We start from the raw sequence: 15,502 nt of genomic DNA, 5'->3' as shown, positions 1-15,502 counted from the left end.
GAGGGCCTGAAAGTTCGTTGGGTTCCAAGAAATGCACATTTGATCTATATGCGCGATTCGAAGATTGGACCCGTTATGCTCCATTTGCAAAGGGTACTGTGGGCCGCTCTACTATCTAACATTACTCAATAACCATTGTTGCTGAGAATGAGGGCTAATATCCATAATTCTGGATACCAATCTGATTTGATCGCCGCCAAAATCAAACCGCAGATCTTCCCGGAAGCAGAGGTCCCGAGATCTCCTTCTCTGCAGCTTTTCAGATCGAACCCGACATTGAATAGAGTCGGCTTACATCGCTCACTTGCGATTATGCCCCTTCCCCGTCGTCGAGACACAGCGCTGAACCTTGCAGCTCGGATTGTCCGAGGTTGGCACTGAGGCGCTCGACATGGCACCACGGTTAATGCAGGCCGCCGAGTTTGAGACGTAGCGATCGTACATCATCAGATTGTTGACGCTGTGCGAGGGGTATCGCAGGACGATTTCGCCCTCTCGGGCAATCTTGTCGTGAAGAGCCGAACAGGTCATGCGATGGGAGTCATAGCGGGACATTGCCATTGCGCTTGAGGCGGATAGCGCCAATGCCACGAGCAAAATGATCTTCTTCATGGGGTTTCCTCTTCTAGGTGACAGACGTCGCTATCGAAAGGAACCACATTATCCTGCATCTATTCTATCAGTTTCGTGACATAGCCATGCGCTGCCGGCAATGCAGGCAATCACGGCTGCGGCAATCACGACCCTGGACATCTGCCTATAGGGCCGGACTGAGCCGCACGATCGCGGCGAAGCGCTCCCAATTCTTGCCCGCCTTCGGCGTCCAGGCGGCTTCGGCGATGGCCGGCAGCCGGGGGAAGACGAGGCGGTTGAAATAGGCGCGGGAGAGGAAATTTTCGAGCCAGATGCAGGCCTGCACGCCCTTTATCCGGTCCTTCAATTCCTCGGGGAACTCGCCTTCCGCCTCATAGGCGTAGGTATGCGCTGGGGGTACGGTGCCGGCCCAACTCGCGCCCGGCTCCTGCCAGGCTTCCGCCTGCACCATGTCGAGGTAATAGGCCTGGCCGGGGGTCATCACCACATCATAGCCTTCGCGCGCAAGCTCGATGCCGACCTCCGGTTTCTCCCAGGCCATCAGCAGCGTGCCTTCCGTGCCGACGCCGCCGCCATGGGCGACTTCGTTCCAGCCGGCTAGCTTGCGGCCGCGCGCCGTCAGCATCGTCTTCACCCGCTTCAGGAAATAGGATTGCAGCGCGAACGTGCCGGATATGCCTTCCTGCTCCATCAGTTTGCGGGCGAGCGGCGAGGCGAGCCAGGAACCGTTGGCCACTTCGTCGCCGCCGATGTGGATATATTCGGAGGGAAACAGCTCGACCATTTCATCGAACACTTTCCCGAGGAACTCATAGGTCGGCTCCACGGCCGGGTTGAGGGCATTGTTGGGATAGCCCTGGACGGAATGATAGCTCTCCGGCGCTTCCTGCCCGTCGGCCAGATCCGGCAGGGCGACGAGGGCGGCTGTGCTGTGGCCGGGAATATCGATTTCCGGCACGACCTCGACGCCGAGCGCCAGAGCATGAGCGACGATCTCCCTGACATCTCCCTGCGAATAGGAGCCGTCCACCGGCTCAGCGCCGTTTCCAAGCTGCGGCAGCAGAGGTTCGTCCGGGCCGCGCAGCACGCCAGTCGAGGTTAGCTGCGGATAGGCCTTGATCTCCAGCCGCCAGGCCTCGTCGTCGGTCAAATGCCAATGGAAGATATTGAGCTTCAGCCAGGCGAGGATATCGATCAGCCGCTTCACATTCTCCTTCGGGTGGAATTGCCGGGAGACATCGAGATGGCAGCCGCGCCAGCCGTAACGCGGCTGGTCGGAGATCGTGCCGGCGGCCGGAAAGCGGAATTTGCCGGGTTCGCGCCGCGCGCCGTCCAGAAGCTGCGCCAAGGTCGTCAAACCATAGAGACGCCCGGCCTCAGTGCCATAGGCAAGCGTGATCTCTTCGGCCGAGAAAGTGAGCTGATAAGCTTCCTTGGCGAGAGCCGGCCGCTCGACGAAGCGCAAGGGCCTGCCCTGCGGCGCGGCTATGAGGCTGAATGGCGCGTGATTGGCCGGAAACAGGCGCTGGAAGAGCGCCAGCGACGTCGCAACTGCCTTCAGGCTGGCAGCATCGGTTCCCTTGACGGGATAGAGCACGACCGGAAAGCTTTCGCCCGGCTTGGCATCGATCGCCGCTGGCCAAGGCTGGATGGCGAAGGGAAGATCGAGCTTGCCTTCCGGCAGCAGCACCGGCGGCGGCTCGCTGACGCGACCTTCAAGCAGGAGATCGGTGACGGACACCGGCACATGGCTGCCGTCGGACAGTGTCAGATAGGCGGATTTGGCGCCATCGGTGCAATGTTTCGCTGTCCGGTTCAGGCCGCTGACGCTGAAGGTCCAGCTTTCGCCCGATGCCAGGGAGAGGCCGGCAGGCGGGGCGAATTCATGGAAATTGGCGTTGCGGCGCAGGAAGACGGCATTGTCGCAAGCCTTGGGATCGATGACGCGCGTCAGCGAGGTATAGACGAGGCGGAAACCGGTGAGCGGCGCATCCGAGAGATTGATCAGCGTAAAGGTCAGGCGGCCGTTCGGTCCGCCATCGGGGGACCAGGTGTTTTCGAGATGATAGGAAGCCGGCTGCATATCTATTCTCTCCTTAACGACAAGCGTTCAATAATGATCGGACTGTGAAAATGTATGCGCCAGCTCGGCCTGCCCCGCCGTCAGGCCGCAATCGACCGGCAGGCAGACGCCGGTGATGGCGCTGGCAAGCGGGCCGGCGAGAAAGGCAACGGCATTGGCGACATCGGCCGGATCGACGACGCGCTGCAGCGGATACCAGCGGCGGGCCTCTTCGAAGACATTGGGATTGGCGGCCGCACGCGCCTCCCAGGCCTGCGTGCGCACCGTGCCCGGCGCGACCGCATTGGCGCGGATGCCGAACTTGCCGTATTCGACCGCGACCAGCCGAGTGAAATGCAACAAACCAGCCTTGGCGGCGCTATAGGCGGGATGGCCGAAGACGGCCATGCCGTTGACCGAGGCGATGTTGACCAGCGATCCCTTTGACGCCTTCAGCATATCCTCGACGGCGCGGAAACAGAGGAAGGCGGCTTCGAGATTAAGGGCATTGTCGGCGCGCCAGATATCCGGCGTCGTATCATGCAGGCTGACGGCGCGGGCCGCTCCCGCATTGTTGACCAGGGTCTTGACCATACCCAGTCCCGCGGCGGCCTTTGCCATTTCGGCAAGGTCGGCCTCGCTGGTGACATCGGTTTTCAGGGCGATGAAGCGTTCCGCCGGTCCCAGCTCTTCCGCAGCCTTTCGAACGGCAGCGGCATCGATATCGACCAGCAGGACGATATCGTGATCATCCGCGAGACGCCGGGCAATGGCGCGGCCGATATCGCCGGCAGCTCCGGTAACGATGGCGACGGATCGGGTCATGCATCTCTCCCCTGCTGCGTTTCTGTTCTTTCGCAATTCCGGACGGAAAGCGGCTCACGCACTTTTCCTAAAGCTCGTCGCGATCTTTCAGATTCGCTCCCACGCTTTAGCTCCTTGTTTTTGCATGTCGTTTTCGCAAAACCGCCGCACACTTTTGCGCGACATGCATTAGAATCGCTTTAGTCCCCGAGAAGCTGGCGGTCGTCGCCGTCGCGATGAGTGACGAGCTGTTGCTTGATGCGACGCAGCGTTACCGTCGCTTGCGGCTGGATGCGGTAAGCGACAAGGCTGGCGAGGATATCCACGACCGCGAGATAGGCGATGCGCGTCGATGTCGGGCGATAGATATTGTTGCCCTCGGGCAAATCGACCGGCACGGTGATGTCAGCGGCAAGCGCCACCGGACTGTGGCTCTGCGTCAACGCAATCGTCGGCACCTTGGCTTCGCGGGCGAGCATAAAGGCCCGCACCAGCTCGGCATTGCGGCCCGACAGCGACGAACCGATCAGCACGTCCGTCGGCTTGGCGGCGGCGGCCATCATCAACTGCATGCTGTGATCGGAACTGGCGGTGACGCGCAGGCCGAGGCGGAACAGCCTGTTCTGCAGCTCGCTGGCGATCATCGAGGAATTGCCGCCGGAGCCGAAGGCGTAGATCATCTCGGCGCCGGCAAGCCTGTTGGAGGCCTGCTCGATGGCGGGGATATCCAGCCCGCGATGCAGCAGGAACAGCGCATTCTGCGCCTTGGTGATGATGTCCTGCGCGACATCCGCCGGCGCGATGCTCTTCGGCTCCGGCTTGATGTAGCGCATGCCGACATAGGCGGTGCGGGCAAGCTGCACCTTGAAATCGGAAAAGCTCTCGCAGCCGAGCCGACGGCAGAAGCGCGTCACGGTCGGCGGCGAAACATCCGCCTTGCCGGCAAGCTCGATAATGGAGGCGTTGACCGCAAATTCGAAATCGTTGAGGACGATGTCGGCAATGCGGTTTTCCGACTGCGACAACCGCCCTCTTTCCTCCTGCATGGTCGTGAAAATATCCACAGACGTCCCCCATTTTAATGCACAATCCTATCCAAAAGCCGCTATGCGCCCTTCCAAGATCATGCAGCCCCTGACAGTCTTCCTACCTCACGCTTCCGGCGCCTTGTAGGCGATGCAGTCGATCTCCACCTTGCAATCCACCATCATCGACGACTGCACGCAGGCGCGCGCCGGCGGATGCGCGCCGAAGTAGTCCTGGTAGATCTTGTTGAAGCTCCAGAAATCACGGGGATCATCGAGCCACACGCCGACGCGGACGACATGCTCGAGGTCATAGCCGGCTTCATGGAGAATGGCGATGAGGTTGCCGATCGCCTTATGGGTCTGGGCGACGATGCCGCCATCGATGATCTCACCATCTTCCATGGCGACCTGGCCGGAGACATGGAGCCAGCCATTGGCTTCGACAGCGCGCGCGAAAGGCAGCGGCTTGCCGCCCGCACCCGTCTGGACAGCGCCATAACGCTTGATGGTCATTTTCAATCCTGCAAATTATTTTCGTGACACGTTGACAAATGACCATAGAAAGCAGAATTTGACCAGTGAAAATCGCAATTTATGAAAAGAATTTCAATATTGGCGGGTACAATGCGCGATCCCTTTAAAAATCCCTTCCCTGCCGACGACGCTGCCCGGCACGCAATCTGGGAGATGCTGGTGCCGCGCGATATCGACGCCTTTCTCGCAGCCGACTGGTCGCAGGTGGCGGACGATTTCGTCGAAGACGGCTTCATCGGCATCGACGGCCGCCGCGAAGTCAGTCCCGACAAATGGCGCCTCACCTTCCCGACGCTTGCGGCCTACCGCGACGAATGGTTGCGGCAAGCGCGCGATTTTGCCGGCCAATCCTTTGCGGAAGACCCGCGCACCGCCATCTTTACGACGACTACGCTGGAAGACATCGAGATCGAAGGCGATATGGCGCTGGTGCGCAAGAAATTCGATGGCAGCCTGAAGAAAGCCGATGGCGACGTCGATGTGCTGAAATGGCAGACGCTTTATTATTGCCGTCTGCATAATGGCCGCTGGAAGATTTCCGGCTTTACCGGTTACCTGCCGAATCCAATGGAATAGAGGCGACGGCGTTGCGCATTTTCACCGCGGTGCTCGCGACCGAGACGAACACTTTTTCTCCGATCTGCGTCGATCGGCGCGCCTTCGAGGCTTCCCTCTATGCGCCGCCGGGCGAGCATCCGGAGACGCCGACGCTTTGTTCGGCGCCGATCACAGTCGGCCGGCGAGTGGCCGCGGAAAGGGGCTGGGAGCTGATCGAGGGCACGGCCGCCTGGGCCGACCCGGCCGGCCTTGTGAATCGCACGGCCTACGAGGGCCTGCGTGACGAAATCCTCGACCAGCTTCGCGCCGCCATGCCGGTCAATGCCGTCGTGCTCGGCCTGCATGGCGCGATGGTTGCCGCCGGCTACGAGGATCCCGAGGGCGATTTCCTGTCGCGGGTCCGTCAGATCGTCGGGCCGGACATTCTCGTCTGCGCCGAACTTGATCCACACAGCCATCTGACGAAAAAGCGTCTCGCAGCGGCAAATTTCTTCGTCTACTTCAAGGAATTCCCGCATACGGACTTCGTCGATCGCGCCGAAGACCTCTGGCGCATCGCCGTCGATACGCTGGGGGGCCGCGTACAGCCGGTCATGTCGGCCTTCGATTGCCGTATGATCGACGTCTTTCCGACCTCGCGCGAGCCGATGCGCTCCTTCGTCGACAAGATCATGGCGCTCGAGAAAAGCGATGCTGATATTCTGTCCATCTCCGTGATTCACGGCTTTATGGCCGGCGACGTCCCGGAAATGGGTACGAAACTGCTGGTCGTCACAGATAATAAGCCGGATAAGGGCTCCGCCCTCGCCCGCGACCTCGGCTTGGAGCTCTTTTCCAAGCGCGGCACCTTCATGATGCCGCAGATCGACGAAAAGCAGGCCGTGACCGAGGCCATGGCTGCCAGTTCGGGGGCCGCACGCTCGGGTCCGGTCGTCATCGCCGATGTCTGGGACAATCCCGGCGGCGGCACGGCGGGCGATGCGACCGTCATCCTCGAAGAATTGCTGACCCGCGGCGCCTGTGACACGGCGATCGGCACGATCTGGGACCCGATGGCGGTGCAGATTTGCATGGCGGCCGGCGAAGGTGCGGAAATTCCGCTGCGCTTCGGAGCGAAATCTGCGCCCGGCACCGGCAATCCGATCGACGGCGTCGTCAAGGTCGTGCGTCTGGTCGCCAATGCCGAAATGCGCTTCGGCGAAAGCCTGGCGCCCTTCGGCGATGCGGCGCATATTGAATTCGAAGGCATCGACATCATCCTCAATTCGACGCGCGCCCAAAGCTTCGATCCGAGCCTTTTCTCGGTGATGGGCATCGATCCCACGCAGAAGAAGATCCTGGTGATCAAGTCGACCAACCACTTCTTCGCATCCTTCTCCAAGATCGCGTCGGAAATCCTTTACTGTTCGGCCGGAACGCCCTATCCGAACAATCCGGCGCGCACGCCCTATCGCCGCGCGCCCAAGGATATATGGCCGATGGTTGCCGACCCGCATGGGTTACAAGAGGGAGCTGCCTGATATGGCGCAGGATATCGTCTCGGACATCAGCCCCAGGCCAGGCGACCGCATTGACGATCTTTCGACGCCACGCCCGATCATCGACGAAGACCGCATGATGGCGAATATCGCCCGCGTGCAATCCTATATGGATGCGCATGGGCTGAACTTCCGGCCGCATATCAAGACGCACAAGATCCCCGCGCTGGCGAGCGCCCAGGTGGCGGCAGGCGCCAACGGGATCAACTGCCAGAAGATCACCGAGGCCGAGGTGTTCGCCCATGCCGGCTTCGAAGATATCCTCATCACCTTCAACATCCTCGGTCCGGAAAAGCGCGCTCGCCTCTCTGACCTCAACGATCGCATTTCCGGGCTGAAAGTCGTCGCCGACAGCACGGTTACGGTCGACGGCCTGTCAGCCCATTTCGCGACGCGCAAACCGCTCACCGTGCTGGTGGAGTGCGATACCGGCGGCGGGCGCTGCGGCGTGCAGTCGCCGGAAGAGGCCGCGGCATTGGCAAGGCATATTGCCGGCAGGCCGGGCCTGACCTTCGGCGGCCTGATGACATATCCGAAGCCAAATAGCGCTGCCGCCATACAGGCTTTTCTGGCCGAGGCCATCTCGCTCCTGAAGCGTGATGGCATCGCATGCCCCATCGTCAGCAGCGGCGGCTCGCCGAGCCTCTACGAGGCGCATCTGGTGACGGCGGCCACTGAGCACCGTGCGGGCACCTATATCTACAACGATCGGTCCATGGTGCGGGCGGGCCATTGCAGCGAGGACGATTGCGCCATGCATATCCTCGCGACCGTCGTCTCGCGCCCAACGCCAGACCGCGCCGTCATCGACGCCGGTTCCAAAGCGCTGACCTCCGATCTCCTCGGCTTTTCGGACTACGGCACCGTGGTCGGCTACCCCGAAGCGGTCATCACAAACCTTTCGGAAGAGCATGGGGTGATCGATCTTTCGAAATGCACCGGGCCTCAGCCGGCGATCGGCGAGAAGATCCGCATCATCCCCAACCACACCTGCGTCGTCTCCAACCTTTACGACCGCATGGTGTTTCACCGCGACGGCATCGTGACCCGCATCGAGGATGTCGCGGCGCGCGGGCTGGTCTGGTAGGGCGCCGCTGATTGTGCCAACCACCCGCTCTCGTGGTTCGAGGGCGCTGCGCGCCACCTCACCATGAGGGCTCACCTTCCGCGCCTCGCGGCTGCATATATCGTCTTTGCGTTGATGCGTGGTGACCGCTCGGCCTCATCCTGGGAGCACTGACACGGGAGCGCTTGCGGACTTGGCAGGGCCTCGAAGTGCGAGGCGGCCCCAAGGGCTTTCACGAAGAAGGTGTGCCCAACAGCTCCATATCGATATCCGTCAGCTCCACCTTGCGCTCGAAAGCCAGGCCGTTCTCATCGAAAAGATGGCAGTCGGCCAGGCGGATGCCCGTGACCAGCGGCACATCCGTGCGGATGGCGACGCTTCCCGGCAGCGTGGCGCAAAAATTCTCGCCGCTGTAACGCTCCAGCGCCGCATAGGCGACCGTCTGTGCCCCCAGCCGCTCGATCACTGTCGGCATGACTGTCAGGGATATATCGCCGCCGCCAAGCTGCACATGCTCCGGCCTGATGCCAAGCGTGAGCTCCTTACCGACGACGCCGTCTCGCGGGGCGACCGGCAGCAGCGCCGTCTGGCCTTTGTACTCCACCTCGACGCCTGCCTCGGTGACGCTCTTGCAGGTCACGGGCAGGAAATTCATCTTGGGGTTACCGATGAAACTCGCGACGAATTTATTTGCCGGCTTATGATAAAGCTCCAGCGGCTCGCCGGTCTGCGCGATCTCGCCGGCGTTCAGGACGACGATCCGGTCGGCCATGGTCATGGCTTCGACCTGGTCGTGGGTCACATAGATCATCGTTGCCTGCAACTGACGGTGCAGCTTGGCAAGTTCGATGCGCATATCGGCGCGCAGGGCCGCGTCGAGGTTCGACAGCGGCTCGTCGAACAGGAAGATTTTCGGCTCACGGACGATCGCCCGGCCGATGGCGACGCGCTGGCGCTGGCCGCCCGACAGCATGCCCGGCTTTTGCTGCAGGCGTTGATCGAGATGCAATATGCGGGCGGCGTGCTCTACCCTGGCCTTGAGCTTGTCTTCCGCCATCTTCTCGACGCGCAAGGGAAAGGCGATATTCTCGAACACCGTCATATGCGGATAAAGGGCGTAGGACTGAAAGACCATGGCGATGCCGCGCTTGACCGGAGGCAGGTCGTTGACGCGCGCGCCATCGATGACGATGTCGCCGCTCGTGACACCGTCGAGGCCGGCGATCATCCGAAGCAGGGTCGACTTGCCGCAACCGGAGGGGCCGACGAAAACGACGAACTCGCCATCCATAACGTCAAGCTCGACGCCTTTGATGACTTCGAAGTGGCCGTAGAATTTCCTGACCTGGTTAAGGTGAAGCTTTCCCAAACTCTGTCTCCGCGCGGCGCCGCCATCAGGCGGGCGGGGCTCAAAAGGCCGCGCGCGATGCGCGCGGCCCGGCGATTTGCAAGCCTATTTATATTGCTCGAGATCCCCGGCTGCCTTCTTCAAGGCATCCGCCGGCTGGGCCTTGCCGGTCACAACGGACTGGACCATCTCGATCATGACGTTCTGAAAGCCCTTATAGTCCTTGAACAGCGGTTCCGGACCACCATAGCCGATGCCGTCGATGAACGGCTTCCAGAAAGGATCCTTCTTTTCGAACTCATCGACCATGGGCGAAGGACGCAGAGGCGTCAGACCGGCGCCGCCTTGCAGTTCGTATTCGCCCTGCGGACCGGGAGAGGTGATGAACTTGGCGAATTCGATTGCCTTGTCCTCGACGCCGGTGCCCTTGAAGACCGCAAGGCTGTCGGTGATGAGCAGCGTGCCTTGGCCCTTGGCTGAAGGACCGAGCGGCAGCGGTGCGACGCCCCAGTTGATCTTCGTCTCCTTCAGGCGATAGGCAGCACCCGAGCCCGCCTGGATCATGCCGACTTTGCCGTCCAGGAAGATGGCGCGCACTTCGTTCTGTTCGTAAGCGGTCGGTCCTTCGACGGAATAAGGCGTGATATCCTTATAGGCTTGAAGGGCGGCCAGCACTTCCGGGCTGTCGAGGACGATCTTGTCGCCGTCGATCACCTTGCCGTTGTTGGTGTAAACCCAGTGCAGGAACTGGTGCATGGTGTTGTCGAACGTCTTGGCCGACAATCCATAGCCGGGGATACCGGTCTTCTCCTTGATCGCCTTGGCATCGGCAATTTCCTCGGCCCAGGTGGTCGGCGGCTTTTCCGGATCGAGACCCGCTTGCTTGAAGAGGTCCTTGTTCCAATAGAGCGCCTTGGTCGAGAAGGCGATCGGAACACCCCACTGCTGACCGTCGGAGGTGACGGTATCAACGATATTCGGATAGTAGCTCTTCTTCTCCTCGTCCGTCATCGGGATCGGAACGATCAGATCGTTCTCCGCGAACTGTTTGAGGGTGCGCGAGCCGACATAAGCCATGGCGACCGGGGTACCGGCTGCGGCGAGCGTCGTCGCCTTATCCTGGCACTGCTCCCAGCCGACGACTTCCGGCTTGACCGCCCAGCCGGGATTCTTGTCTTCCCACTGCTTGATATATTTCACATGGATCGGATCGATGCTGTCGCCGCAATAGATCCAGCTAATTTCCTTGTCGGCGGCTTGAGCATTCACGGCCCCAAGCGCAGTGGAGCCGAGCAAAGCAAGGGCCAACAGCCCTGTTTTGAAATGGAATGTCACGTTTAAGCTCCCCTTCTCTAGTGATTTTGGACGATTTATTGCTTCACCGCGCCGGCGGTCAGACCGCTGACGAGATAGCGCTGCAGGAAGAAGATCACGACCAGCGCCGGCGCGATGCCGACGAAGCTTGCAGCCATGAGTTCATTCCAGACAACCTCTTGCCGGCCGAAATAAGCGAACAGCCCAACCGGCAACGGCATGTATTCGGTCTTTGAATTGAATGTGAGCGCATAGATGAACTGCTGCGCATAGGCTTCGATGAAGGAGGAAATCGCCACCACGACGATGCCCGGCATCGCGATCGGCAGGATGACGCGGCGCAGCGTGTAGAGTTGGCTTGCGCCATCGACATAAGCGGCCTCGTCAAGCTCCCGGGGGATGCGCTTCATATAGGTGTGCAGCAGCCAGATCCCGGTTGGGATGATGAAGGCGACGCCCGGCACGATCATGGCGAAATAGGTGTTGAGCACGCCGAAGGAACGCATGAGCCGGAACAGCGGAATCAGCAGGACCGCACCGGAGAACATCTTGACGGCGAGAAAGGCGCCGAGCAGCAGTCCGGAGCCCCTGAACTCGAAACGCGCGAAGGCATAGGCAGCCGGCACCACCAGGATCAGCACGATGATGGTAATCGTGCCGGAAATCAGGAACGAGTTGAAGATGTACCAGCCGAAGCCCGGCACACTGGTCCACATGGTCCGATAGGCGGCGAACGAACCGTTTTCGGGAATGAAACGGTAGGGTGACGAGAAAAGCTGGCTGAGCGGCTTCAGCGAAACCAGAAACCCTTCGATGAAGGGCGCTAGTACAAAGGTAAGGAACAGCAGAATACCGGCATAGATGCCGATAAGTTCATACCATCTGTAGCGATTGATCATCGAAGGGTGGTTCATCGCTTGTCCCCCGTGGCAAAGCGGCTGGTCAGGCGGAAGTAAGCGAGGCAGAAGAGCGACAGGAAGATGCAGATCAGCACCGCACGGGCCGCCCCCTCACCATATTTGTAGGAGCCGATCGCCGTACGATAGGTATCGATGATCATCGTCGTCGTCTCGCCATTCGGACCGCCGCGGGTCAAGATCCAGATGATGTCGAAGGAGTTGAACGTCGAAATCAGCGACAGCATCGACATCGTGACCAGCGAGGGCACCAGGAGCGGCAGCGTGATGCGGCGAAAGCGGTAGGACCGCCCGGCACCATCCGTCCAGGCGGCCTCGTAGAGATCCTGCGGAATCGACTGCATGGCAGCCAGCATATAAAGCGTCACCATCGGCACGCCGATCCAGACGTCCGTTATAATCGTCGCCCAGAAGGCCGTGCTGCCAAAGGCCAAAAAGGCAACCGGGCCATCGACGAGACCAAAGCGCTGCAGCAGGCCGGAAATCATGCCGAACTGGCCATTATACATCCAGCCCCACATGAAGATGCCGATCGCCATCGGCACGATCCAGGGAGGCATGGTCAGTACCCGAAAAAGCGAGCGGCCTGGAACCGCCGAATTCAGCATCATCGCCCCGAAGGTGCCGATGATCATCTTGATCGACACGGAAAAGAACGTCCAGATGAAGGTGCGGACAATCACCGAGGCAAATGTTTCGTTGAAAATCTTCGCATAATTTTCGAAGCCGACCCAGTTTGTCAGCTTCTTCAGCGAGGCGTCGGTGAAGGACAGGATGACGGTGTCGACCAGCGGATAGGCGACGATGACGACGACGTAGAGAACGGCCGGAAGAAGCAGGAGCCAGGCGAAGATGACTGTGCTGCGTTGAACACCCATCTTGCGCCTCCCTCTATGCGGCCCGCGAGTGCAGCGCTTCGTCGAACTCGTCCCAGATCGGGCGGAGATCGACGACGGCTCTCTTCCTGCGAGCCTCGTCCATCGACAAGGCAAGAATGCCCGCTTCGAGCGCATTCAATGTCGAGACCGGCAGATGCTGCCCCGATCTGACATGCGAGATGATATCGGCCGCCATCTGCTCGTCAGCGCCGTAGTGCTGCGAAAGCACCGTGCGCGTCGCATAGGTCTTCTCGATCACCTTGTTGCCGGTGAGCATCTCGTGGACGTTGAAATAGCCGCGAATGAAATCGCCTTCCGCCATGCCGCGCGAGCCCATGATGGCGAAGCGACGGAACTGGTCCGGCACGTTCAGATTGGTGTGGAAGTTCATGCCGACGCCGTTGGCATATTCGACGATCGCCACCTGGTAATCGATGATGTCGCCATCGCTGTCGAAAACCTTGTCCGATCCCATCCAGCCGCTCGGCTTGCGATGGAAAAGCTCGAGATCGTTGATGCCCTCCCTTGCCGGGTCGTTTTCCGGAATGAAGCTCTTGCGCCCGCCAAAGCTTGCGACCCGCTCCGGTCGCGCGCCGACAACGCCATTATAGAGATCGAGGTCATGGCAGCATTTCTCCAGCATGAAGCTGCCGGAATAATGTTCGTAGCGGCGCCAGTCGCGCATGAAGAAGGCGCCGTGGTAGGGTTCGATATGCTCGGCCGCCTCGATGGAAACGATGCGACCGAGCTTTCCTTCGGCCTGCGCGACGAGCAGATCGCGATACATCGGCGAATAGCGCAGGACGAGGCCGACCATTAGCCGCTCATGGCCGAATTTTGCCATCAGGCGGGCAAGCTCGATACTGTCCCTAATGCTCGTGACGATCGGCTTTTCGCAGAAAATCTTGAGACCTGCCTCAAGCCCGAGGCGAATATGATCGAGATGCATGTGGTTCGGCGAACCAATCATCAGCAGGTCGAGCTTTTCACTGGCGATCAGCTCCTGCGGGGAGGCATAGGCCTTGCCGGCCGAAATGCCGTTTTCGGTCAGGCCCTGAAGGCCCGCCGGCTCGGGATCCACATAGCCCGCGATCTCGAAGCTGTCATCGATCGCTTTGAAAACATACCCCAGATATCCCAGACGGAATCCGAGTCCAATGATCCCCACTCGCATACTGGTAACGTTCCCGCTGCGTAATTTATTTTCGTCAGCTTGAGCGAAATTTTCCCATTCGTCAACGCGCTTCGGGAAAATACTCGAAATGATGAAATTCATTTTCAGATTGACGTTTAAGAACACGCTGCCGCTCTGGGGCGGGGCGCAGCGGATCGATCTCCTTGCCAGTTATTTTGGAGGAATGGCCGAGCCTATCTGTTGGGGCCGTTATATTGCCAATACTGATAGTTCGGTTTGCCGGTGCCTTCGGAGATGACGCCGTTTTGTTCGCAGATATAACCGAGACGCGGCATGTTGTGATAGAAGACGCCCTCGTGGAATCCGCGTATGCGCACCGTGGTCGTGCGGCACTCGAATTTTTCGTCGCAGCCATCTTCGGTTCCGTCACCCCCGGAAGGTTCTTATAGGGATAGATCGGGCGGACATAGGGCTTGGGGAGCAGCGGATTGTCGGCAAAGGCAGCCACGGGCACGAGGCCGGCGAGAAGTAACGCGGCAATGACGATTTTCGGTCTGGTCCACATGGATTTCAGGATCCTTCCGGCATGCAGGCGAATGACAATACGCCGTCTGTCTCAGATATAATGATGCCCATGCAGCGCCAACAGATGACGCATGAAAATGACCTCGGAAACCGGCATGTCTGCAACCGCACATTCGTTCACAGCAAATTACGTCAGCGAAAACGCTTTTACTTGAGCATACACTATAAGCGTGCAATCTGAATTTGCGAAAAGTGAGAAGCCTGTTATATATAAATGGGGCTGTCGCTTTAGTTTATCTTGGTCGGGATTTCTATTTTTGGGAGTAAAGGTGATTCTGGAGCGGACCAATCGGATCATCGCATGTGCGGAAGTACCCAGCGCCGATAATCCGGCCTCGCAAGTTCGCATTTACGTCATCAACCTCGACCGTTCGCCCGAACGCTGGGAAAGATTGCGCGGACAGGCCGCCCAATACGGGCTAAATGTCACTCGAATTCCCGCTATCGACGGTAAGACGATTCCGGAACGCGACCGCGTCGATTTCCAGCCGCGGCAATTCATCTATCACAACGGGCGTAAATTGCTGGCCGGCGAATATGGTTGCTACCGCAGCCATCTGCTTGCCCTGCAGCAATTTGTCGCAAGCGGCGAGAAGATGGCGATCATCATGGAGGATGATGTTGAGCTCAACCATAGATTGATACCCCGTGCGCTCGCCGCCATGGACAGCGTTTGCGGCGCACGCCTGGTGAAGCTCGTCAATCATCGTCTGGTCGGCTTCAAGCCGATATCCGAAACCGCCGAGTGCGACATTGTCGGCCGCTGCATGCACGGACCGCAGGGATCGGCGGCATGCTACATCGTCAACCGGCAGGCCGCGAAGAAGCTGCTGGTCGCGCTGAAGCCGATGCTTCTGCCTTACGATGTCGCGCTCGAGCGTGGCTGGTCGACAGGGGTCGAAACTTTCGCCACCCTTGAAAACGTCGCGGATTTCAGTCCATTCCGCGCCGAAACGACGATCGGCAAGCGCGTCCACTACCGCGCGGTGAAGCGGCATTTTCTATTGCGCGCAACAGCGCATTGGTTCCGCTTCTGCGACCAGATCCGCCGTTGGGCCTATACCGTGAAGGCCAAGCCTCAATCGATTGTCGGGGGCGGCGGCGAACGGTAAGGCGGCTCGGCTTTTGCCGGAATGCCTCA

At 59.9% G+C, this 15,502-nt stretch carries 15 protein-coding genes; 4 read left to right on the top strand and 11 right to left on the bottom strand.

The features are described 5' to 3' along the window. Positions 1-300: 300 nt before the first annotated feature. The 5 genes from NXC24_RS01470 to NXC24_RS01450 form a co-directional block, all read right to left on the bottom strand. Positions 301-612, bottom strand: a complete 312-nt coding sequence (locus tag NXC24_RS01470) for a hypothetical protein (protein ID WP_104821680.1) — start codon at positions 610-612, stop codon at positions 301-303. 145 nt (positions 613-757) lie between these two features. After that, positions 758-2,677, bottom strand: a complete 1,920-nt coding sequence (locus tag NXC24_RS01465; protein ID WP_104821679.1) for a beta-N-acetylhexosaminidase — start codon at positions 2,675-2,677, stop codon at positions 758-760. Between the two features lie 27 nt (positions 2,678-2,704). Further along, positions 2,705-3,481, bottom strand: coding sequence for an SDR family oxidoreductase (locus NXC24_RS01460; RefSeq protein WP_104821678.1), 777 nt, complete (start codon positions 3,479-3,481; stop codon positions 2,705-2,707). Between the two features lie 179 nt (positions 3,482-3,660). Further along, complete coding sequence (locus NXC24_RS01455; protein WP_104821677.1) at positions 3,661-4,524, bottom strand: MurR/RpiR family transcriptional regulator; 864 nt, start codon at positions 4,522-4,524, stop codon at positions 3,661-3,663. 87 nt (positions 4,525-4,611) lie between these two features. Next, positions 4,612-5,001, bottom strand: a complete 390-nt coding sequence (locus NXC24_RS01450; protein ID WP_104821676.1) for a RidA family protein — start codon at positions 4,999-5,001, stop codon at positions 4,612-4,614. Positions 5,002-5,112: 111 nt separating this feature from the next. Here NXC24_RS01450 and NXC24_RS01445 point away from each other — a divergent pair, with 111 nt between their 5' ends. The 3 genes from NXC24_RS01445 to NXC24_RS01435 are packed head-to-tail and all read left to right on the top strand — an operon-like array spanning position 5,113 to position 8,205. After that, entirely contained in the window at positions 5,113-5,598 is a 486-nt protein-coding gene (locus NXC24_RS01445; protein WP_104821675.1) for a hypothetical protein, read from the top strand. An 11-nt stretch (positions 5,599-5,609) separates the two neighbouring features. Continuing rightward, entirely contained in the window at positions 5,610-7,100 is a 1,491-nt protein-coding gene (locus tag NXC24_RS01440; RefSeq protein WP_104821674.1) for a M81 family metallopeptidase, read from the top strand. Between the two features lies 1 nt (position 7,101). After that, positions 7,102-8,205 (top strand): D-TA family PLP-dependent enzyme, encoded by a 1,104-nt coding sequence (locus NXC24_RS01435; protein WP_104821673.1) that lies wholly within the window; start codon positions 7,102-7,104, stop codon positions 8,203-8,205. A 211-nt stretch (positions 8,206-8,416) separates the two neighbouring features. On the opposite strand, the gene ugpC is transcribed toward NXC24_RS01435, so the two are convergent. The 6 genes from ugpC to NXC24_RS01405 all read right to left on the bottom strand — a co-directional run bounded on the left by ugpC (position 8,417) and on the right by NXC24_RS01405 (position 14,341). Further along, a complete protein-coding gene (gene ugpC, locus NXC24_RS01430; RefSeq protein ID WP_104821672.1) occupies positions 8,417-9,553 on the bottom strand; it encodes a sn-glycerol-3-phosphate ABC transporter ATP-binding protein UgpC in 1,137 nt (378 codons plus the stop codon). 84 nt (positions 9,554-9,637) lie between these two features. After that, complete coding sequence (locus tag NXC24_RS01425) at positions 9,638-10,867, bottom strand: ABC transporter substrate-binding protein (protein ID WP_104821671.1); 1,230 nt, start codon at positions 10,865-10,867, stop codon at positions 9,638-9,640. 35 nt (positions 10,868-10,902) lie between these two features. Further along, the gene (locus tag NXC24_RS01420) at positions 10,903-11,760 is read right to left on the bottom strand and encodes a carbohydrate ABC transporter permease (protein ID WP_104821670.1); all 858 of its coding nucleotides are present in this window, start codon (positions 11,758-11,760) and stop codon (positions 10,903-10,905) included. Next, positions 11,757-12,641 (bottom strand): sugar ABC transporter permease, encoded by an 885-nt coding sequence (locus NXC24_RS01415; protein WP_104821669.1) that lies wholly within the window; start codon positions 12,639-12,641, stop codon positions 11,757-11,759. Before NXC24_RS01415 ends, NXC24_RS01420 begins: the two co-directional genes overlap by 4 nt. Before the next feature lie 13 nt (positions 12,642-12,654). Further along, positions 12,655-13,815, bottom strand: a complete 1,161-nt coding sequence (locus NXC24_RS01410; RefSeq protein ID WP_104824949.1) for a Gfo/Idh/MocA family oxidoreductase — start codon at positions 13,813-13,815, stop codon at positions 12,655-12,657. Positions 13,816-13,876: 61 nt separating this feature from the next. Further along, positions 13,877-14,341, bottom strand: a complete 465-nt coding sequence (locus NXC24_RS01405) for a hypothetical protein (protein ID WP_245463918.1) — start codon at positions 14,339-14,341, stop codon at positions 13,877-13,879. A 289-nt stretch (positions 14,342-14,630) separates the two neighbouring features. On the opposite strand from NXC24_RS01405, the gene NXC24_RS01400 reads away from it, so the two are divergent. Beyond that, complete coding sequence (locus NXC24_RS01400) at positions 14,631-15,473, top strand: glycosyltransferase family 25 protein (protein WP_104821668.1); 843 nt, start codon at positions 14,631-14,633, stop codon at positions 15,471-15,473. Positions 15,474-15,502: the final 29 nt, after the last annotated feature.

The sequence above is a fragment of the Rhizobium sp. NXC24 genome, from assembly GCF_002944315.1.
Classification (GTDB): domain Bacteria; phylum Pseudomonadota; class Alphaproteobacteria; order Rhizobiales; family Rhizobiaceae; genus Rhizobium.
The sequence above is the reverse complement of the archived record's forward strand: the minus strand, read 5'-3'. Positions and strand labels throughout refer to the sequence as shown.

Bases quoted from the DNA above. Each gene is read 5' to 3' on its own strand.
- NXC24_RS01445 (WP_104821675.1), top strand. From the start codon at position 5,113: ATGCGCGATCCCTTTAAAAATCCCTTCCCTGCCGACGACGCTGCCCGG.
- NXC24_RS01435 (WP_104821673.1), top strand. From the start codon at position 7,102: ATGGCGCAGGATATCGTCTCGGACATCAGCCCCAGGCCAGGCGACCGC.
- NXC24_RS01415 (WP_104821669.1), bottom strand. From the start codon at position 12,641: ATGGGTGTTCAACGCAGCACAGTCATCTTCGCCTGGCTCCTGCTTCTT.
- NXC24_RS01470 (WP_104821680.1), bottom strand. From the start codon at position 612: ATGAAGAAGATCATTTTGCTCGTGGCATTGGCGCTATCCGCCTCAAGC.
- NXC24_RS01460 (WP_104821678.1), bottom strand. From the start codon at position 3,481: ATGACCCGATCCGTCGCCATCGTTACCGGAGCTGCCGGCGATATCGGC.
- NXC24_RS01410 (WP_104824949.1), bottom strand. From the start codon at position 13,815: ATGCGAGTGGGGATCATTGGACTCGGATTCCGTCTGGGATATCTGGGG.
- NXC24_RS01405 (WP_245463918.1), bottom strand. From the start codon at position 14,341: ATGTGGACCAGACCGAAAATCGTCATTGCCGCGTTACTTCTCGCCGGC.
- NXC24_RS01465 (WP_104821679.1), bottom strand. From the start codon at position 2,677: ATGCAGCCGGCTTCCTATCATCTCGAAAACACCTGGTCCCCCGATGGC.
- NXC24_RS01450 (WP_104821676.1), bottom strand. From the start codon at position 5,001: ATGACCATCAAGCGTTATGGCGCTGTCCAGACGGGTGCGGGCGGCAAG.
- NXC24_RS01420 (WP_104821670.1), bottom strand. From the start codon at position 11,760: ATGAACCACCCTTCGATGATCAATCGCTACAGATGGTATGAACTTATC.